Genomic DNA, 20,003 nt, shown 5'->3' on the forward strand with positions numbered 1-20,003 from the left:
ACTTATACACGACGTTTTTTGGGTGGCTTACATCCATTATGAGGTATGCCAGTTACATCGGTTATTTCTACAATTTTAAAATCCTGCGAAATCAGCTCACGAATGGTTGATTCACGACCTGGCCCAGGACCATCAATAAATACAGCCACAGATTTCATACCATATTCTTTTGCAACAGCAGATGCTTTTTCAGTTGCAACCTGAGCAGCATACGGGGTACTTTTTCTTGAGCCGCGGAAACCGGAACCACCCGCAGTAGCCCAGCATAAGGCGTTACCTTGGCGGTCAGTAAAAGTAACAATGGTATTATTAAAAGAAGCATGAACATGAACTATACCGTCTGATACAATTCGTTTTATCTTCTTTCTAGCTTTTTGCTGCTTTGCCTTATTTATAGCCATCTTGTTTTCCTACATATAATTAGATATTGCTAGTTTTACGTCGACCTTTTCGAGTACGCGCATTGGTTTTTGTGCGCTGTCCTCTTAATGGCAAACCACGACGATGACGAAGACCGCGATAGCAGCCAAGGTCCATGAGCCGCTTAATATTCATATTAACAGTACGACGTAAATCACCTTCAACAGTCATTTTGGCAATTTCTGCGCGTAAAGCCTCAAGCTTTTCCTCTGGTAATTGCGATACCTTTGTTGCCGTATCAATACCTACAGTTTTGCATAAATCCGCTGCTGTTGTTTTGCCAATTCCATAAATCGATGTAAGGGCTATCACGATATGTTTGTGATCCGGTATATTAACACCTGCAATACGAGCCATTAGTCTCTCCGAACGTTATTTTTTGCTCTGTCAGAAAGGGACAGAAGAATACTATTATAATGAACTAAAATCAAGCAAGGATTTTATCCCTGCTTTTGCTTATGCCTTGCATCTTTGCATATAACGCGGATAGTTCCATTACGCTTAATAATTTTACAGTTACGACAGAGTCGTTTTACTGATGCTCTAACTTTCATTAAAAACTCCGATAATAATCATAAAAGACCAGGCAACTTGGTCCCTCTAAAATTGGCTTTTTTCATCAAAGAATCATACTGTTGTGTCATAAGATGAGCTTGTACTTGAGCTACAAAGTCCATAATTACAACAACGATGATTAACAATGATGTTCCACCAAAATAAAAAGACACATGCCAGGTATACATTAAAATCTGTGGTAATAAGCACACTAACACTAGATATATTGCACCAACAAGTGTTAACCGTGTCATAACCAAATCAATATAACGAGTCGTTTGCTCACCGGGACGTATACCAGGAATATAAGCCCCTGATTTCTTTAAATTATCAGCCGTATCTTTGGGATTAAATACCAAGGCCGCATAAAAGAAAGCAAAAAACAAAATAGCAGCAGCATAAATAATCAAGTAAAGAGGTTGTCCTGGAGAAAGCGCCATACCAATATCCGCTAACCAATCCATTCCTTTACCTTTCGCAAAAAATTGCGCGAGAGTTGCCGGTAACAAAATTATACTTGATGCAAATATTGGTGGTATAACGCCAGACATATTAATTTTTAACGGCAAATGACTGGTCTGTGCTGCATATACTTTACGGCCGTGAGTGCGCTGCGCATAGTTAACGCGTATGCGACGCTGTGCCCTTTCCATAAAGACAACAAATCCCGTAACCAATACTACAATCACCCCAACCAACAATAGGGTAAGTGCCTGCATTTGTCCTTCCTTTACTTGCTGAAAAACTGATGCAATAGCATGTGGCATACTGGAAACAATTCCAGAAAATATAATTAAGGATATTCCATTACCAACACCTTTCTCAGTAATTTGCTCACCAAGCCACATTAAAAACATGGTGCCTGTTACTAAAGTAACAACAGCAGTAAAATAGAAAAATATATCCGCATGTAATGCTATTTGTTGGCCTGCAAGCCATCTAGCCATTCCTAATGATTGGAATATAGCCAAAACCAAAGTCAAATAACGGGTATACTGATTGATTTTTCTTCGTCCTGACTCACCTTCTTTTTTCAATTGCTCCAATTTAGGTGAAACAACTGAAAATAACTGTATAATAATCGAGGCAGAAATATAGGGCATAATTCCTATTGCAAATACAGTGACACGCGATAGAGCACCTCCAGAAAACATGTTGAACAAACCAAAAATTGTATTTTGTTGCTCACCGAAAAAATTAGCCAATTTCTGAGGATCCAATCCGGGCACCGGAATATGCGCACCTAGTCTGTAGACTAAAATTCCTATAATAACGAATAACAACCGCGATTTTAATTCCGCCAATCCGCCACGAGATTGGCTTGATATTTGCTTTTGGTTATTCATAGTTACTCTTCAATACTGCCACCAGCTTGTTCAATTGCCGCACGTGCACCTTTAGTCACACGCAAGCCCTTTAATTTAAGTGGAGCATTCAGCTCACCTGAAAGAATAACTTTTACTTCTTTAATTGATTTATTAACTAAACCAGCATCTTTTAACGTTTGAAGATCAATATTTTCTGCGTTTAATGCCACCAATTCAGTTAAAGTAACTTGATCAATTGTTCGTGCAGTTCTGGACTTGAAGCCCATTTTAGGTAGACGACGCTGAATTGGCATTTGTCCACCTTCAAAATTAATCTTATGGAAGCCACCAGCACGAGCTTTTTGCCCCTTATGTCCTTTTCCACAAGTTTTACCTAGACCAGAGCCAATTCCTCGACCAAGACGTTTTCTTCCAGGACGTGAACCAGGATCTGGAGATAGTGTATTTAAATTCATTACGCACACTCCTCAACTTGCACCAGGTAATTAACAACATTAATCAGTCCTCTGATTGCAGGATTGTCTTGTTGAATTACACTGCTATTCAACTTGCCTAAGCCCAGTTGCTTAACTATTTCTATATGCTTTGGTTTCCGACCAATAGTGCTCTTAACCAAAGTGATTTTTATCTTTTTGCTCATTATTCTTCCGCCGTTACTTCTGCAACTGTTTTACCACGTTTAGCAGCCACATAATCAGGAGTTCCGATATTAGTCAGTGCATTAATAGTGGCACGTACAATATTGCTTGGGTTGGTAGAACCAATACTTTTTGCCAAAATATTTTGTACACCCAAAACTTCTAGTACAGCACGCATTGCACCACCAGCAATAATTCCTGTACCCTCACTCGCAGGCTTCATAAATACTTTTGAAGCACCGTAATTCCAGGTAATTTCGTGATGAATTGTTGTGCCCGCAAGTGGAATGTAAGTCATATTCTTTCTTGCCTGATCCATTGCCTTCATAATAGCAACAGGTACTTCCCTAGCTTTACCACGACCAAAGCCTACCTTACCTTTTCCATCACCCACTACCACTAGTACGGCAAAGCCAAAAACACGTCCACCTTTTACTACTTTGGCCGTACGTGTAACAGATACCAATTTCTCTTGGTACCCATCACTCTTTTGAATTTCATCAAATGCTGCCATAACCGTTCCTTAAAAAATCAACCCAGCTTCTCGAGCGCCGTCGGCTAAAGCTTTAACTCTACCGTGGTATTTATAACCTGCACGATCAAAAGAAACTTTATCTATACTTTTAGCCTTGGCTCGCTCACCTAACAATTTACCAACTTGCTGGGCTTGTTCTACTTTGGTTCCTGAAAGCTTAGCCTTAAGCTCCTTATCCATTGTAGATGAACAGACAAGTACAACATCACCCTTTTCACCACGAGCAACAATTTGAGAATAGATGTGAGAACCACTTCTATGCACGACAAGTCTTGCTTTATCGGGATGACGACGATGAATGGCTTTTGCCTTTAAACCACGTCTTATACGGGCTTTTTCTTTATTCTTCATCTCTTACACCTTATTTCTTTTTGGCTTCTTTACGAATAATAATTTCGCCAGCATAGCGAATACCTTTACCTTTATAAGGCTCTGGAGGTCTAAAACCTCGGATTTCTGAGGCAACTTGACCTAACAATTGTTTATCAATACCACGAATTACAACCGTTGTGTTATTTGGCGTCTCCGCGGTAACACCCTGAGGTAAATTGTATTCAACGGGGTGAGAAAAACCCAAAGACAGGGTTATTGACTTATTGTTTGCTTGTGCACGATAACCCACACCAATCAGCTCCAAGGTTACATCAAAGCCGTTTGTAACACCTTTAACCATATTGTTAACTAAAGCACGCACTGTTCCGGCATGTGCCCATGCATTAGGATCATTAGAAGCTGGTTTGAACAAAATTTTGTTATTGCTTTCTTCACATTTACTAACGTTTACCAGCTTATTATAGTGCTGAACCAAGGAACCTTTGGGGCCTTTAACCGTTAAAGTATCTTTTCCAATGGTAAGCTCAACATTAGCAGGCAAATTAATTGGGGCTTTTGCTACTCTAGACATATCATTCCTCTCAAGTATTAGGCCACTTCACAAAGAACTTCGCCACCAACGCCTTGTCTCTTAGCTGCTATATGAGTCATCACCCCTTTAGAGGTTGAAAGAATGGCAACACCAAAACCAGGAATTGAAGGTAAGTCCTTAAATGATTTATAAATTCTTAAACCAGGGCGGCTAATACGCAAAATACGCTCAATTACAGGCTTACCATGATAGTATTTTAATTGTAACGTAATTGTTTTAATATTATTTTCAAGAAGTTGGACATCATAATCTAATATATAACCTTCTTCTTTTAACACCCTGGCTATTTCTTCTTTCAATTTAGATGAATTCAGGGTTACGCTCTGATGTTTAGCTTGCTGACCATTACGAATTCTAGTCAACATGTCAGCAACAGGATCATGCATACTCACAGTTGTTCTCCATAGAATAAAATTTACCAGCTGGATTTGCGACCACCAGTAACATTACCGGTCATCAACTGCTGTCTTAAGCAAATCCTGCAAAGGCCAAATTTGCGATAAACGGCATGCTGACGCCCACATTGCTGGCAACGGGTGCTATATCGCACTGGGTTAGAATTAATTGGAAGCTTAGTTAATTGAGCTTGCGCTTCCCTAATCTCATCATAATCAGTTGATGATTTAATCAAAACTTTTAGTTCTTTTCTACGCTCTGCATATTTCGCGACAAGTTTAGCTCTTTTATTTTCGCGGGCGAGCATTGATTTTTTAGCCACAGTATTACCCTTTCTTAGTGTTTATCTCTGTCTTTCAAAGGCAGGTTGAACGCTTCTAACAAGGCCTTCGCTTCTTCATTAGTCTTGGCACTTGTGGTGATACAAATATCTAAACCACGAATACCATCAGTTTTGTCAAAGTCGATTTCAGGGAAAACCAATTGCTCGTGAATTCCCATACTATAATTGCCAGTCCCATCAAATGATTTAGGATTTAAACCACGAAAATCACGAACACGAGGCAGAGCAATAGTAACTAAACGATCAAGAAATTCATACATACGTTCACGTCTTAACGTTACCTTGCAACCAATTGGCCAACCTTCACGAATTTTAAACCCTGCCAACGATTTTTTGGCTTTAGTAACAACCGGTTTTTGTCCAGCAATCAAAGTCATATCTTCAAGTGCATGGTTCATAATTTTCTTGTCACCAACCGCTTCACCAACACCCATATTCAATGTAATCTTTAGAATTTTGGGCACTTCCATTACACTTTTGTAGCCAAAGCGTTTTATCATCATTGGCACTATATCATTTTTATATAAGTTTTTAAGTCTAGCCATTTTCCGTCACCTATCAGACAAGATCGATAATTTCGTTATTTGATTTGAAATAACGAACTTTATGCTTATTGCCATCTTTTTCAAGGTATTTAAACCCAATTTTGTCTGCCTTTTTGGAGACTGGATTATACATGGCAACATTGGATACATGGACAGGGGCTTCACGTGAGACAATCCCACCTTGTTGATTCAATTGCGGATTAGGCTTCACATGTTTTTTAATCATGTTACCACCTTCAACAACTACACTATTATCGAAAACTTTGGTTACCTTGCCCACATGACCTTTACTTTTCCCGGCGATAATAATTACAGTATCACCTGATCTAATACGCTTCATAACTAATCCTTCTCACAATACTTCAGCAGCCAGAGAAATAATTTTCATAAACCGCTCTCTTAGCTCACGAGTTACAGGTCCAAATATACGTGTACCTATAGGCTCATTTTGGTTGTTTAAAAGTACAGCTGCATTACCGTCGAAGCGGATAAGCGAACCGTCATCACGGCGGACACCTTGACTTGTTCTCACAACTACCGCTCTCATTACTGCGCCTTTCTTTACTTTGCTACGTGGTATTGCATCTTTAATGCTTACTTTAATTACATCACCAACACGGGCATACCGTCTATGTGATCCACCAAGCACTTTGATACACATCACTTTACGTGCTCCGCTATTATCTGCAACATCGAGCACAGTCTGCATTTGTATCATTATATTCTCCAGCTCTAAATTCGACCAGAAAAAGGTTGCTGATTATATCAGGCCTCTTAATAATTTAAAAGTAATCAAAATGAATATTAGGAAATTACTTCAACTAGCACCCAACTTTTCATTTTAGAGAGTGGTCGAGATTCGCGAATTCTTACAATATTTCCAACTTTACCAATTTGATTCTCATCATGAGCATGAAGTTTAGTTCGACGCTTCATGATTTTGCCATATTTCGGATGTTTTACAGTTCGCTCAACCATAACAACAATAGTCTTCTGCATTTTATCGCTAACGACTTTTCCTACGATGGTTCTGGCGTTATTTTCACTATTAGTCATGACGCTTACCTACCTTCTGAGTCATAATGGTTTTAACTTGTGCAATAGTTTTTCTAACTTTAGGAATATGATGAGTTTTATCTAAAGAGCCACTGGCTTTTTTCATACGCAAGTTAAATTGTTCTTTACGAAGGGAGATCAGCTCGGCTTGTAATTCATCAGGTGTCAATTCTCTTAACTCTTTAATGTCTTTCATCACATCACCTTGCGCTCTTCAAAAATTACTTTGAATGGTAGTTTCGCTTTGGCTAAATTAAATGCTTCCATAGCCAACTCTCTACTAACACCTTCCATTTCAAATAAAATCTTACCAGGTTGAATTTGTGCTACCCAGTATTCCACACTACCTTTACCTTTACCTTGACGAACTTCAAGAGGCTTTTGAGTGATTGGCTTGTCTGGGAATACTCTAATCCAAATTTTTCCACCTCGTTTAATGTGACGAGTCATTGCTCGTCGAGCGGCTTCAATTTGTCGAGCAGTCAAACGCCCTCTTTCCAACGCTTTTAGCCCAAATTCACCAAAGCTTACTTTTGAACCTCTTTGAGCCAAACCACGGTTGCGGCCCTTCATTTGCTTACGATATTTCGTACGTTTTGGCTGTAACATGACTGTAATTCCTCACTTACTTACCACTTTCAGCATTACGTTTCTTCTGAGGAAGAACTTCTCCCTTGAAGATCCATACCTTTACCCCTATGATTCCATAGGTAGTTTTAGCTTCAGCAGTACCATAATCAACATCGGCACGGAAAGTATGTAGAGGAACTCTTCCTTCTCGGTACCATTCGCTACGAGCAATTTCAGCACCACCCAGTCGTCCACTAACACATATTTTAATTCCTTTAGCACCAGCCTTCATCGCTGAAGTCACGGCTCGTTTCATTGCTCGTCTGAACATCACGCGTTGCTCTAACTGCTGGGCAATACTTTCGGCAACCAAAGTTGAATCTAATTCTGGTTTTCGCACTTCTTCAATGTTCAAGTGAACAGGAACGCCTAGCTTAGAAGCAATTTCACTTCTTAATGCTTCAATGCCACCACCTTTCTTACCAATAATGACACCTGGTCTTGCAGTATGAATTGTAACTACTGCATTACTAGCTGGACGATCAATGCGAATCTTGCTAACTGCTGCCGCCATGAGCTTCTTTTTAAGATGCTTACGCAGATTAATATCTTCATTGAGGAGTTGGGCGTAGTTTTTACTAGCATACCATTTGGAATTCCAATCTTGAACGATACCTAATCTAATACCTATAGGGTTTACTTTCTGTCCCATTGCTATTCCTCGTCAGATACTTTAATTGTGATATGGCAGGTACGCTTACAAATACGATTAGCACGACCTTTTGCACGTGGACTAATTCTTTTAAGAGTTGGCGCTTCATCTACACAAACCACACCTACTTTTAATTCATCAATATCTGCACCATTATTGTTTTCTGCACTAGCGATTGCCGATTCTAACAATTTTAGCATAAGGTGCGCACCCTTCTTGGGAGTAAATTTCAAAACGTCAATAGCGTTAGAAACATCCATCTTACGAATCATATCGGCGATCAATCTACCCTTTTGGGCAGAAAGCGGTGCATTTCTTAATTTTGCTGTTACTTCCATCATTGCCTCTTACTTACCTTTAGCCTTTCTGTCGCCAGAATGACCTTTGAATGTACGAGTCATGGCAAACTCACCAAGTTTATGGCCAACCATGTTGTCAGTAATATATACAGGAACATGATCTTTACCATTATGCACTGCGATTGTTAAATCAATCATCTCAGGTACAATTGTTGAGCGCCTGGACCAAGTTTTTATTGGTTTCTTAGACTTAGATTCGATCGCCGCCTCAACCTTTTTGATTAAGTGATGATCGACAAACGGACCCTTTCTTATAGAACGTGCCACCTTGATATCCTCTTAGCTAATTATTTCTTCTTACGTCTTCTGACGATAAAACGATCAGTACGTTTGTTACTGCGTGTTTTGTACCCCTTAGTAGGAATACCCCATGGAGTTACTGGATGACGTCCACCAGATGTACGACCCTCTCCCCCACCATGTGGGTGATCTACAGGGTTCATCGCAACACCACGAACAGTAGGTCGAATACCACGCCAACGTTTTGCACCAGCTTTACCAAGAGCACGTAAACTGTGTTCGCTATTACTTACTTCACCGATAACAGCTCTACAAGAACTTAAGACCTTACGCATTTCACCTGAACGCAGCTTTAAAGTCGCATAAGCACCTTCTTTTGCAACTATCTGACCACTACAACCGGCGCTTCTTAACATCTGAGCACCTTTGCCAGGTTTAAGTTCAACACAATGAATTGTGGTACCTACAGGTATATTTCTTAAAGGCAAACAATTGCCATTGCTGATAGGCGAGTCTTCACCACTAATAATAATATCATCAGGCTTTATACCAGCAGGTGCGATAATGTAACGTCGGTCACCGTCTTTGTAAACCACCAAGGCAATTAAAGCAGAGCGATTAGGATCATATTCCAAGCGTTCAACTTTAGCTTCAATGCCATCTTTGTTTCTTTTAAAATCAATTATACGATATTTTGCACGAACACCACCACCAATATGTCGAACGGTAATTCGACCTTGGTTATTACGTCCACCGGTTTTATTTAATTTCTCAACCAGACCAGCATAGGGCTGTCCTTTGTGAATATTATGATGGACGACTCGAATTTCACCACGTTTCCCAGGTGAAGTTGGTTTAGATTTTAATAATGCCATCTTAATCTGCCTTATTCAGTCACGGTAAAGTCGATGTCGTAATTTTCCTGTAAAGCGACAAAAGCCTTTTTCCAATCACTACGTTTGCCGTTTAATTGTTTAAAACGCTTTCTTTTACCCTTTACATTCATTACTGATACAGACTTCACTTTGACATTAAACATATGCTCAACAGCCTGTTTAATTTCCTGCTTAGTCGCTGTCTTAAGCACTTTAAATGTAAACTGCTTATATTTATCAGCCATTACAGTTGCCTTTTCAGAGGTATGTGGCTCACGCAGAACCATTAATATACGTTCAGCATTCATTGTAACTGCTCCCCTAAAATCTTAACGGCACCTTCTGTCATTAGCACTTTTTCAAAACTCAGTAAACTTACAGGGTCTAACGACATTACATCGCAAATGTCATAGTCAATCAAATTACGAGAAGCCAGGTATTCATGTTCACCCACTTCATGCATAACGATTAAAGCATTTTGCAACTCTAGTTCATTCATCTTCTTGATAAAGTCTTTTGTTTTATGAGATTCACATTGAAAATCACTAACCACCACAAGGTTACCTGCACGATGAAGTTCAGAGATTATACTACGCAATGCACGTTTGTACATTTTTTTATTAAGTTTTTGACTATAATCACGTCTCTTTTTCGCGAAAATAATACCCCCTGAGCGCCATAGCGGACTCCGAATGGTACCAGCTCGAGCTCTACCTGTACCCTTTTGACGCCACGGTTTCTTACCACCACCACGCACTTCAGCACGAGTTTTTTGAGCACTGTTACCGCTACGTGCATTATTCATAAAGGTAACTACAGCTTGATGTATAAGACCTTCGTTGTAAACATAACCAAATACTTCTTCATTTACCTTAAGTTGTGTATTGGTATCAATTGTTTTAATTTCCATTATTGCCCCCTTTCTTCTTAACTGCGGGCCGTACTTCAACTCGTGCGCCAGGGCAACCAGGGATAGCACCTTTAATCAAAAGCAAATTACGCTCTTTATCAACACGAACTATTTCTAAACTTTGGGTTGTGCAACGCACATTTCCCAAATGCCCAGCCATTTTTTTTCCTTTAAATACACGACCAGGTGTCTGGTTTTGACCAATAGAACCGAGAACACGGTGAGAACGTGAGTTACCGTGGGTAGCATCCTGAGTGCGGAAATTATGCCGTTTAACGCCACCAGCAAAGCCTTTACCTTTTGTTGTTGCAGCCACATCAACAAACTGCCCATCATTGAATATATCATGAACAGAAATTACTTGACCTGCAGTAAATGCATCGATGCTATCTACGCGAAACTCACCTATCATATCGCCTGCATCAACTTCAACCTTGGCAAAATGTCCGGCAAGTGGTTTGCTAACACGGCTAGCTTTTTTAGCGCCACCAGTTAATTGAACTGCAGTGTAGCCATCATTATCAATAGTTTTAATTTGTGATACACGGTTAGGAACCACCTCAACCACAGAAACAGGTATTGATATACCATCCTCTGTAAACACCCGTGTCATACCGATTTTACGGCCTAATAACCCAATCGTCATTCTAACACCTCGTTAATAACTTTTGGCCTCAACATTATTCGTCGTCAAGGCTAATCTGTACGTCAACTCCAGCAGCCAGATCAAGCTTCATTAACGCATCTACTGTTTTTTCTGTAGGATGCACAATAACAACCAGGCGTTTGTGAGTACGCAATTCATACTGATCACGCGCATCCTTATTAACGTGGGGCGAAATCAATACAGTAAATTTTTCTTTCTTAATAGGCAAAGGTATAGGACCACGTAATTGGGCCCCAGTACGTTTTGCTGTCTCAACAATCTCACGAATTGACGAATCAATTAGTCGATGGTCAAACGATTTAAGACGGATTTTAATATTTTGATTGTTGCTCATCATTATCACTCAATAATTTTTGCGACTACACCGGCCCCAACTGTGCGACCACCTTCACGAATTGCAAAACGCAATCCTTCGTCCATAGCAATTGGTGAATGCAAGCTAACTGTCATCTGCACATTATCGCCTGGCATTACCATCTCTATACCACTGGGTAATTCACATGAACCTGTAACATCAGTCGTCCTGAAATAAAACTGGGGACGATAGCCATTGAAAAATGGTGTGTGACGACCACCTTCATCTTTTGACAGAACATAGACTTCTGCTTCAAACTTCGTGTGAGGCTTGATTGTGCCTGGCTTAGCCAACACTTGACCACGCTCGACTTCGTCTCGCTTCGTACCACGTAACAATACACCAACGTTATCCCCTGCGCGTCCTTCGTCCAGCAACTTGCGGAACATCTCTACACCTGTACAAGTCGTCTTTTGCGTGTCACGGATTCCTACAATCTCTACTTCTTCACCTACTTTGATGATTCCACTCTCAACACGACCTGTTACAACTGTTCCTCGGCCAGAAATCGAGAATACATCTTCAATCGGCAACAAGAAACTCTTGTCGATATTTCTCACCGGCTCAGGAATATAGGAATCCATCGTCTCTACTAATTTCTCAATAGCCGGTACACCAATCTCGCTGGTATCTCCTTCCAATGCTTTCAATGCTGAACCAACAATAATGGGAATATCATCTCCTGGAAACTCATAACTACTTAACAAGTCACGGACTTCCATCTCTACCAATTCTAACAACTCCGGATCATCAACCATGTCCGCTTTGTTCATAAACACTACAATATAAGGCACACCTACCTGACGTGACAACAAAATATGTTCACGGGTTTGTGGCATCGGACCATCCGCCGCTGATACTACTAATATAGCGCCGTCCATTTGAGCTGCACCTGTAATCATGTTCTTTACATAGTCAGCATGGCCAGGGCAATCCACATGGGCATAGTGGCGGTTCGCTGATTCATATTCAACGTGCGCAGTTGATATCGTTATCCCTCGCTCTCGCTCTTCTGGTGCCGCGTCAATTTGATCATACGCCTTCGCTGTTCCACCAAATTTCTTTGCCATAATTGTGGTAATCGCTGCAGTCAAGGTGGTCTTCCCATGGTCTACGTGACCAATCGTTCCCACGTTTACGTGCGGCTTCTTACGCTCAAACTTTTCCTTCGCCATTTCAAATACCTCATTAACTTTTATTGTTTCTTAATAATCGCTTCAGCAATGTTTGTGGGCGCTTCTGCATATCTGGAAAATTCCATAGAGTATGTTGCACGACCTTGAGTTGCAGAACGAAGATCCGTAGCATAGCCAAACATTTCAGCAAGAGGAACTTCTGCTCGAACGACTTTTCCAGCAGGAGAATCTTCCATACCCTGAACCATACCTCTTCGACGATTGAGATCACCCATTACATCGCCCATATAATCTTCAGGAGTTACAACCTCTACTTGCATAATTGGTTCAAGTAAAACAGGCTTAGCCTTCAACGCACCTTGCTTAAAGCATTGGGAACCAGCAATCTTAAATGCCATTTCGCTTGAATCGACTTCATGGAATGAACCATCAAATAAAGTCACTTTGACATCAACAACAGGATATCCAGCGAGAACACCATTTTGAAGTTGCTCTTGTACACCTTTATCAACCGCAGGAATGTATTCTTTTGGAATCACACCACCAACGATAGCATTTACGAACTCATAACCAGCACCTGGTTCTTGAGGTTCAATTTTCAACCAAACATGACCATATTGACCACGACCACCTGATTGACGAACGAATTTGCCTTCCTGTTCAACAGCATTTCTAATTGTTTCACGGTAAGCAACTTGAGGTTTACCAACATTAGCCTCAACATTAAATTCACGCTTCATGCGATCAACAATAATTTCTAAATGGAGCTCCCCCATTCCCTGAATAATGGTTTGGCCCGATTCTTCATCAGTATGAACACGAAATGAAGGATCTTCTTGTGCTAATTTACCTAAAGCGATACCCATTTTTTCCTGATCAGCTTTAGTTTTAGGTTCAACCGCTACTGCGATAACAGGATCTGGAAAATCCATACGCTCTAAGGTTACAACATGGTCAATGTCACAGAGCGTATCACCAGTGGTTACTGTTTTGAGACCCACAGCTGCGGCAATATCTCCTGCTCTAACTTCTTTGATTTCCTCACGAGAATTAGCATGCATTTGCAATAATCGACCAATTCGCTCTTTTTTACCTTTGACAGGGTTATAAACGGTATCACCACTCTTAAGAACACCTGAATAAGCACGGAAATAAGTAAGAGTACCTACGAATGGGTCGGTAGCAATTTTGAAGGCCAATGCAGAGAAAGGCTCATCATAAGATGTCTTACGATGAATTTCATTACCATCTTCATCGACACCGCGAATAGCAGGAACATCAAGAGGAGAAGGCAAATATTCAATTACACCATCTAATACAGCTTGAACCCCTTTATTTTTAAATGCAGAACCACAAAATACAGGTACAATTTCATTGTTTACAGTACGCTTACGCAATGCAGCTTTAATTTCTTGTTCAGTGAATTCTTCACCTTCAAGGTATTTTTCCATTAATTCTTCAGAGACTTCAGCAGCTGCCTCAACAATCTTGGCGCGATATTCTTCACATAGTTCCAACATATCCGCAGGGATATCTTTATATTCAAAAGACATACCTTTAGACTCTTCATCCCAGTGAATTGCCTTCATTTTAATAAGATCAATCACCCCTTTAAAAGAATCTTCTGCACCGATAGGTAATTGAACCACAACAGGATTAGAACCCAGACGTTGTTTGATTTGTTCGACTACACGCAGGAAATTGGCACCCATTCTGTCCATTTTGTTGACGAAAACAATCCGAGGAACACCATATTTATCGGATTGACGCCATACAGTTTCAGACTGAGGCTCTACTCCAGAAACAGAGTCGAACACCACAATTGCGCCATCGAGTACACGTAATGAACGCTCCACTTCAATCATGAAGTCCACGTGGCCTGGGGTATCGATAATATTAATACGATGACGCTGGTAATTTTTATCCATTCCAGACCAATAGCATGTTGTTGCTGCGGAGGTAATGGTAATACCACGTTCCTGCTCTTGAACCATCCAATCCATCGTTGCAGCACCGTCATGTACCTCACCGATTTTGTGTGACATTCCTGTATAAAAAAGTACACGCTCGGTGGTTGTAGTTTTCCCGGCATCAACGTGTGCGGCAATGCCGATATTTCTGTATAGTTCTAATGGAGTAGACACGACTTACCTCTCTATTAATTCCATCTGAAGTGCGCAAAGGCTTGGTTAGCTTTTGCCATCTTATGAGTATCTTCACGTTTTTTAACTGCAGAACCTTTGTTTTCAAACGCATCCATCAATTCGCCAGCCAGGCGCAACATCATACCTTTCTCACCACGAGAACGAGCAGCTTGAACAATCCAACGCATACCTAATGCGATACTCCTGTCTGTTCGCACTTCTACTGGAACTTGATAGGTGGCGCCACCGACACGGCGTGATCTCACCTCAACACTAGGGCGAACATTATCAAGCGCTTGCTCAAAATAACGAAGCACACTACCAGCAGCACCTGAACTACTTTCATCGCCGCCTTCTTCATCACTTTTTCTTGCCTTTTTTACACGCTCATTTAGTAACTCTAACGCACCATAAATTATTTTTTCAGCAGTGGATTTTTTTCCACTAACCATTAGTACGTTTATAAATTTAGCGAGTAATTCACTGTGATGCTTGGGATCAGGTAAAATTTCGCGCTTGGGGACTTCTCTTCTTCTTGGCATGTCTAGTTCCTACAATCAGATTATTTCTTATCTTTTGGTTTCTTGGTACCGTACTTAGAACGACCTTGTTTACGGTCATTAACACCCGAGGTATCCAAGCTACCGCGAACTGTGTGATAACGCACACCCGGTAAGTCTTTGACACGACCACCGCGAATTAGCACAACAGAGTGCTCTTGCAAATTGTGGCCCTCACCACCGATATAGGATGTAACCTCGAAACCATTCGTCAAACGAACACGAGCAACCTTACGCATAGCTGAGTTAGGCTTTTTAGGTGTTGTGGTATACACACGAGTACAAACACCTCGTCGTTGTGGACAGGATTCCAATGCGGGGACGTTACTCTTCTTTTTAGCATCCACGCGAGGCTTTCTTACTAACTGATTAATAGTAGCCATTTATTCTTAACTCCGAACTTTCACTTTTGTATATATTTCGAATGCATAAGGAGGCCGGATTCTATATAGGTCTAGCAGGTTTGTCAAGTTTCAAACCTGCTGTGCTAATAGATCCTGCATCAATGATCATGATGATCAGCATTAAGCGCTTCACTTAATGCATGTTCTACATCACTCGCAGTCACCGTATGCGTACCTTGCTCACTTCCTGCAGCAATAGCTTTTGCGCGTTTTGCCTTGCGGCTTTGATGATAAGTGTAGCCTGTTCCAGCTGGAATCAGGCGCCCTACCATTACGTTTTCCTTCAAGCCACGCAGCTCATCCACTTTTCCACTCACTGCTGCCTCAGTCAAGACACGGGTAGTCTCCTGGAATGATGCGGCTGAGATGAAAGATTCTGTTGCTAAGGACGCTTTAGTAATACCTAATAAGATAGGTGTACCTTGAGCTATTTCTTTACCTTCTGCGGCCAGCTTGTCGTTTTCTTGCAACATTACGCTTTCTTCAATCTGTTCACCTACCAGGAATTTTGAATCACCCGCATAAGTGATCACGCGTTTGCGTAACATTTGTCGAACAATCACTTCGATGTGTTTGTCATTAATTTTCACCCCTTGCAAACGATAAACGTCTTGAACTTCATTAACTATATAATTTGCAAGTGCACCCACTCCCAGCAGACGTAAAATATCATGTGGATTAAGTGGACCATCCGCGATCACCTCACCGCGCTCTACATGCTCACCCTCAAAGACTGAGATATGACGCCATTTAGGAATTAACTCTTCATGAGAATGATGCTCTGATGCAGTAATTATTAAACGTCGCTTACCTTTAGTTTCTTTGCCAAAGTTAACCAGACCAGAAACTTCAGCCATTACAGCGGCATCTTTTGGTTTTCTAGCTTCAAAAAGGTCTGCTACTCTGGGTAGACCTCCGGTAATATCGCGAGTTTTGGAGCGCTCTTGAGGAATACGGGCGATTACATCACCAATACCAACAGCACTTCCGTCTTCAAAATTAATAATGGCATCAACAGGTAAATAATACTGCGCAGGAACATTTGTACCAGCCAGATAAATGTCTTCGCCATCATCAGAGACAAGTTTAACCATTGGCCGCAGATCTCTACCAGCAGCACTACGTTGCTTAGCATCAATAACGACTATGTTACTCAAGCCAGTTAATTCATCTGTCTGACGATTCATTGTCAGACCCTCTATCAGATCCACAAATTTTAATTTACCACTTACTTCTGAAATAACTGGGTGAGTATGTGGATCCCAGGTTGCAATGATTTGTCCTGCTTCTGCTGACATATTGTCATGAACCGTTAAAACTGCACCATAAGGCAATTTATAACGCTCACGCTCACGTCCGAAATCATCAACAATTGATACTTCCCCTGAACGGGATACAGCAACCAGATTACTGTTTTCATGAGATACTGTCTTAATATTATGCAGGCGGATAATCCCCTTATTCTTAATTTGAATATTATTTGCAGCAGTAGCTCTTGATGCAGCACCTCCAATATGGAAGGTACGCATGGTTAACTGTGTACCAGGCTCACCGATTGATTGTGCAGCAATGATACCTACTGCTTCACCGGTATTAACTAAATGACCACGAGCCAGATCTCGACCATAACAACTTGCACAGAGACCAAAGCGAGTTTCACAGGTAATAGGAGAACGAACCAGCACCTGATCAACACCAAACTTTTCAAGTTTTTCAACCCAGTCTTCATCAAGAAGTGTTCCAGCAGTGACAATGGGTTCGGCCTGATTGGGAATATAAACATCCGTCGCAACAACACGACCTAAGACTCGCTCATGTAACGGCTCAACAATGTCTCCACCTTCAATCAATGGTTGCATTAGAATACCATGCTCAGTGCCACAATCATCTTCTGTAATCACTACGTCTTGTGCAACGTCTACCAGACGACGTGTCAGATATCCTGAGTTCGCTGTTTTTAAAGCTGTATCTGCAAGACCCTTACGGGCACCGTGAGTTGAAATAAAGTATTGGAATACATTAAGCCCTTCACGGAAATTTGCAGTAATTGGTGTTTCAATAATTGAACCATCAGGAGCTGCCATTAATCCCCTCATACCAGCAAGCTGTCTAATCTGAGCAGCAGATCCCCTTGCGCCCGAGTCAGCCATCATAAAAATTGGATTAAAGGATTCTTGACGTACTGTTTTACCATCACGCGTTGTAACTTCTTCCGTTGCAATTTTTGCCATCATTGACTTGGCAACCATTTCATTGGTACGTGACCAAATATCGATAACTTTATTGTATCGCTCACCATTCGTTACCAAACCTGAACGATACTGAGCTTCAATTTCGCGAACCTCATTATCTGCTTGCTCAATAATTGATGCCTTATCATCTGGTATCTCCATATCTTCAATACCAATAGAAGCACCTGCTCGCGTAGCAAACTTAAAGCCTGTATACATCAGCTGGTCAGCAAAAATAACAGTTTCTTTTAAACCAAACTTACGATAGCAAGTATCAACTACTTTCGATATGGCTTTTTTAGTCATCGCTCTATTTATCAGAGAAAATGACATTCCTTCTGGTAAAATATCAGAAAGAATTGCACGCCCCACTGTCGTTTCAACTAAATGGTAACCTTCAGCATCTTCACGAGGCATTCTAATTTTTACTTTGGCGTGGATATCCACATAACCTGCTTCGTAAAAATTTTGAGCCTCTTGAGGGCTGGCAAAAATTTTACCTTCACCTTTCGCATTTACGCGTTCTCGAGTTAAATAATACAGTCCGAGTACCACGTCTTGGCTAGGTACAATAATAGGTTCACCACTCGCTGGGGACAAAATATTATTTGTCGACATCATGAGTGAACGAGCTTCTAACTGTGCTTCAAGTGTCAATGGCACATGCACGGCCATCTGGTCACCGTCGAAGTCAGCATTGTAAGCAGTACAAACTAAGGGATGTAATTGTATTGCTTTACCTTCAATCAAAACTGGTTCAAATGCCTGAATACCCAAGCGGTGCAAAGTTGGCGCACGGTTGAGCAGAATAGGATGTTCACGAATTACGTCATCCAAAATATCCCAAACAACTGGATCCTCACGCTCAACCATTTTTTTGGCAGCTTTAATCGTAGTTGCTAAACCACGAAATTCCAATTTGCTAAAGATAAAGGGCTTAAAGAGTTCTAATGCCATCTTTTTAGGTAAGCCACATTGATGCAAACGTAAAGTCGGACCAACCACAATTACAGAACGACCGGAATAATCCACCCGCTTACCAAGCAAGTTTTGTCTAAAACGACCTTGCTTTCCTTTAATCATGTCAGCCAAAGATTTCAATGGACGCTTATTAGTACCTGTAATAGCACGACCACGACGACCATTATCAAGAAGAGCATCCACAGACTCTTGCAGCATTCGCTTCTCATTACGCACAATAATGTCAGGCGCGTTTAAATCAAGAAGTCTTTTTAATCGATTATTACGATTAATGACTCGACGATAGAGATCATTTAAATCAGAGGTAGCAAAGCGTCCACCATCTAATGGTACCAAGGGTCGCAGATCTGGCGGCAGAACCGGCAATACATCCATGATCATCCATTCAGGCTTATTGCCTGATTCCTGGAAGGCTTCGAGTAATTTTAATCGCTTGGTGATTTTCTTAATCTTTGTTTCTGAATTAGTAGTTGGTAACTCTTCACGGAGCGATTTAATTTCTTCTTCCAAATCGATTTGGCGAAGTAAGTCACGAATTGCTTCTGCACCCATACGTGCATCAAATTCGTCACCATATTGCTCCATAGCATCAAGATACACTTCATCATTGAGCAATTGACCTCGTTCTAATTCGGTCATACCTGGATCAACAACAACAAATGCTTCAAAATATAGCACGCGCTCAATATCACGAAGCGTCATGTCTAAGAGCAAGCCGATGCGAGAAGGTAATGACTTGAGGAACCATATATGTGCAACTGGGCTTGCTAGTTCAATATGGCCCATTCTTTCACGGCGAACTTTAGCAAGTGCAAGCTCAACACCGCATTTTTCGCAAATAACACCACGATGCTTGAGTCGCTTGTATTTACCACACAGGCATTCATAATCTTTAACAGGCCCAAACGTCTTAGCACAAAACAGACCGTCACGCTCAGGCTTAAAGGTTCTATAATTTATAGTCTCAGGCTTTTTAACTTCGCCATAAGACCATGAACGAATTAAATCGGGTGAAGCAAGCGCAATTTTAATCGCATCAAACTCTTCACTTTGACCTTGTTGTTTGAGGATGCCAAGCAAATCACTCATCACAGGTGGTTTTCTCATTGGTTCGAGAT

At 41.0% G+C, this 20,003-nt stretch carries 30 protein-coding genes; all 30 read right to left on the reverse strand.

Features of this window, described 5'->3' with window-relative positions:
• Positions 1-2: 2 nt before the first annotated feature.
• Positions 3-401 carry a 30S ribosomal protein S11 gene (gene rpsK / locus clem_RS13130; RefSeq protein ID WP_094091966.1) on the reverse strand — a complete coding sequence of 133 codons (399 nt, stop codon included), beginning with the start codon at positions 399-401 and terminating at the stop codon, positions 3-5.
• Between the two features lie 19 nt (positions 402-420).
• The gene (rpsM, locus tag clem_RS13135) at positions 421-777 is read right to left on the reverse strand and encodes a 30S ribosomal protein S13 (RefSeq protein WP_094091967.1); all 357 of its coding nucleotides are present in this window, start codon (positions 775-777) and stop codon (positions 421-423) included.
• 83 nt (positions 778-860) lie between these two features.
• Entirely contained in the window at positions 861-974 is a 114-nt protein-coding gene (gene rpmJ, locus clem_RS13140) for a 50S ribosomal protein L36 (RefSeq protein WP_081778074.1), read from the reverse strand.
• An 18-nt stretch (positions 975-992) separates the two neighbouring features.
• Complete coding sequence (secY, locus tag clem_RS13145; RefSeq protein ID WP_094091968.1) at positions 993-2,321, reverse strand: preprotein translocase subunit SecY; 1,329 nt, start codon at positions 2,319-2,321, stop codon at positions 993-995.
• A gap of 2 nt (positions 2,322-2,323) precedes the next feature.
• Positions 2,324-2,758, reverse strand: coding sequence for a 50S ribosomal protein L15 (gene rplO, locus clem_RS13150; RefSeq protein WP_094091969.1), 435 nt, complete (start codon positions 2,756-2,758; stop codon positions 2,324-2,326).
• On the reverse strand, positions 2,758-2,943 hold the full coding sequence (gene rpmD, locus clem_RS13155; protein ID WP_094091970.1) for a 50S ribosomal protein L30: 186 nt from the start codon (positions 2,941-2,943) through the stop codon (positions 2,758-2,760). The genes rplO and rpmD overlap by 1 nt, the downstream gene beginning before the upstream one ends.
• Positions 2,943-3,455, reverse strand: coding sequence for a 30S ribosomal protein S5 (gene rpsE / locus clem_RS13160; RefSeq protein WP_094091971.1), 513 nt, complete (start codon positions 3,453-3,455; stop codon positions 2,943-2,945). Before rpsE ends, rpmD begins: the two co-directional genes overlap by 1 nt.
• A 9-nt stretch (positions 3,456-3,464) precedes the next feature.
• The gene (gene rplR / locus clem_RS13165; RefSeq protein WP_094091972.1) at positions 3,465-3,827 is read right to left on the reverse strand and encodes a 50S ribosomal protein L18; all 363 of its coding nucleotides are present in this window, start codon (positions 3,825-3,827) and stop codon (positions 3,465-3,467) included.
• Positions 3,828-3,837: 10 nt separating this feature from the next.
• Positions 3,838-4,380: a 50S ribosomal protein L6 gene (gene rplF, locus clem_RS13170; RefSeq protein ID WP_094091973.1), complete on the reverse strand. Its 543-nt coding sequence runs from the start codon at positions 4,378-4,380 to the stop codon at positions 3,838-3,840.
• Positions 4,381-4,397: 17 nt separating this feature from the next.
• Positions 4,398-4,787, reverse strand: coding sequence for a 30S ribosomal protein S8 (gene rpsH / locus clem_RS13175; protein ID WP_198333280.1), 390 nt, complete (start codon positions 4,785-4,787; stop codon positions 4,398-4,400).
• Between the two features lie 29 nt (positions 4,788-4,816).
• Positions 4,817-5,119, reverse strand: coding sequence for a 30S ribosomal protein S14 (gene rpsN, locus clem_RS13180; protein ID WP_094091975.1), 303 nt, complete (start codon positions 5,117-5,119; stop codon positions 4,817-4,819).
• 14 nt (positions 5,120-5,133) lie between these two features.
• On the reverse strand, positions 5,134-5,685 hold the full coding sequence (rplE, locus tag clem_RS13185; RefSeq protein ID WP_094091976.1) for a 50S ribosomal protein L5: 552 nt from the start codon (positions 5,683-5,685) through the stop codon (positions 5,134-5,136).
• 13 nt (positions 5,686-5,698) lie between these two features.
• Complete coding sequence (rplX, locus tag clem_RS13190; protein ID WP_094091977.1) at positions 5,699-6,025, reverse strand: 50S ribosomal protein L24; 327 nt, start codon at positions 6,023-6,025, stop codon at positions 5,699-5,701.
• A gap of 12 nt (positions 6,026-6,037) precedes the next feature.
• Positions 6,038-6,403 (reverse strand): 50S ribosomal protein L14, encoded by a 366-nt coding sequence (gene rplN / locus clem_RS13195; protein WP_028373288.1) that lies wholly within the window; start codon positions 6,401-6,403, stop codon positions 6,038-6,040.
• Positions 6,404-6,489: 86 nt separating this feature from the next.
• Positions 6,490-6,741: a 30S ribosomal protein S17 gene (gene rpsQ / locus clem_RS13200; RefSeq protein WP_094091978.1), complete on the reverse strand. Its 252-nt coding sequence runs from the start codon at positions 6,739-6,741 to the stop codon at positions 6,490-6,492.
• Positions 6,734-6,937 (reverse strand): 50S ribosomal protein L29, encoded by a 204-nt coding sequence (rpmC, locus tag clem_RS13205; protein ID WP_094091979.1) that lies wholly within the window; start codon positions 6,935-6,937, stop codon positions 6,734-6,736. Before rpmC ends, rpsQ begins: the two co-directional genes overlap by 8 nt.
• A complete protein-coding gene (gene rplP, locus clem_RS13210; protein WP_094091980.1) occupies positions 6,937-7,350 on the reverse strand; it encodes a 50S ribosomal protein L16 in 414 nt (137 codons plus the stop codon). The genes rpmC and rplP overlap by 1 nt, the downstream gene beginning before the upstream one ends.
• A 16-nt stretch (positions 7,351-7,366) precedes the next feature.
• Entirely contained in the window at positions 7,367-8,023 is a 657-nt protein-coding gene (rpsC, locus tag clem_RS13215) for a 30S ribosomal protein S3 (RefSeq protein ID WP_094091981.1), read from the reverse strand.
• Between the two features lie 2 nt (positions 8,024-8,025).
• Positions 8,026-8,361, reverse strand: a complete 336-nt coding sequence (rplV, locus tag clem_RS13220) for a 50S ribosomal protein L22 (protein WP_094091982.1) — start codon at positions 8,359-8,361, stop codon at positions 8,026-8,028.
• Positions 8,362-8,370: 9 nt separating this feature from the next.
• Positions 8,371-8,649, reverse strand: a complete 279-nt coding sequence (gene rpsS / locus clem_RS13225; protein WP_058450041.1) for a 30S ribosomal protein S19 — start codon at positions 8,647-8,649, stop codon at positions 8,371-8,373.
• A gap of 20 nt (positions 8,650-8,669) precedes the next feature.
• Positions 8,670-9,497: a 50S ribosomal protein L2 gene (gene rplB / locus clem_RS13230; protein WP_094091983.1), complete on the reverse strand. Its 828-nt coding sequence runs from the start codon at positions 9,495-9,497 to the stop codon at positions 8,670-8,672.
• An 11-nt stretch (positions 9,498-9,508) separates the two neighbouring features.
• Entirely contained in the window at positions 9,509-9,805 is a 297-nt protein-coding gene (gene rplW / locus clem_RS13235; RefSeq protein ID WP_094091984.1) for a 50S ribosomal protein L23, read from the reverse strand.
• The gene (gene rplD, locus clem_RS13240; RefSeq protein WP_094091985.1) at positions 9,802-10,407 is read right to left on the reverse strand and encodes a 50S ribosomal protein L4; all 606 of its coding nucleotides are present in this window, start codon (positions 10,405-10,407) and stop codon (positions 9,802-9,804) included. The genes rplW and rplD overlap by 4 nt, the downstream gene beginning before the upstream one ends.
• On the reverse strand, positions 10,397-11,053 hold the full coding sequence (gene rplC, locus clem_RS13245; protein WP_094091986.1) for a 50S ribosomal protein L3: 657 nt from the start codon (positions 11,051-11,053) through the stop codon (positions 10,397-10,399). The genes rplD and rplC overlap by 11 nt, the downstream gene beginning before the upstream one ends.
• A gap of 34 nt (positions 11,054-11,087) precedes the next feature.
• Positions 11,088-11,408: a 30S ribosomal protein S10 gene (rpsJ, locus tag clem_RS13250; protein WP_028373277.1), complete on the reverse strand. Its 321-nt coding sequence runs from the start codon at positions 11,406-11,408 to the stop codon at positions 11,088-11,090.
• 5 nt (positions 11,409-11,413) lie between these two features.
• Positions 11,414-12,604: an elongation factor Tu gene (tuf, locus tag clem_RS13255; protein ID WP_094091987.1), complete on the reverse strand. Its 1,191-nt coding sequence runs from the start codon at positions 12,602-12,604 to the stop codon at positions 11,414-11,416.
• A 20-nt stretch (positions 12,605-12,624) separates the two neighbouring features.
• Positions 12,625-14,709 (reverse strand): elongation factor G, encoded by a 2,085-nt coding sequence (gene fusA, locus clem_RS13260; protein WP_094091988.1) that lies wholly within the window; start codon positions 14,707-14,709, stop codon positions 12,625-12,627.
• 14 nt (positions 14,710-14,723) lie between these two features.
• Complete coding sequence (gene rpsG / locus clem_RS13265; protein WP_094091989.1) at positions 14,724-15,251, reverse strand: 30S ribosomal protein S7; 528 nt, start codon at positions 15,249-15,251, stop codon at positions 14,724-14,726.
• Between the two features lie 20 nt (positions 15,252-15,271).
• A complete protein-coding gene (rpsL, locus tag clem_RS13270; protein ID WP_045098305.1) occupies positions 15,272-15,652 on the reverse strand; it encodes a 30S ribosomal protein S12 in 381 nt (126 codons plus the stop codon).
• A gap of 119 nt (positions 15,653-15,771) precedes the next feature.
• The gene (gene rpoC, locus clem_RS13275; protein ID WP_198333281.1) at positions 15,772-19,974 is read right to left on the reverse strand and encodes a DNA-directed RNA polymerase subunit beta'; all 4,203 of its coding nucleotides are present in this window, start codon (positions 19,972-19,974) and stop codon (positions 15,772-15,774) included.
• Positions 19,975-20,003: the final 29 nt, after the last annotated feature.

Source organism: Legionella clemsonensis, from assembly GCF_002240035.1.
GTDB lineage: Bacteria > Pseudomonadota > Gammaproteobacteria > Legionellales > Legionellaceae > Tatlockia > Tatlockia clemsonensis.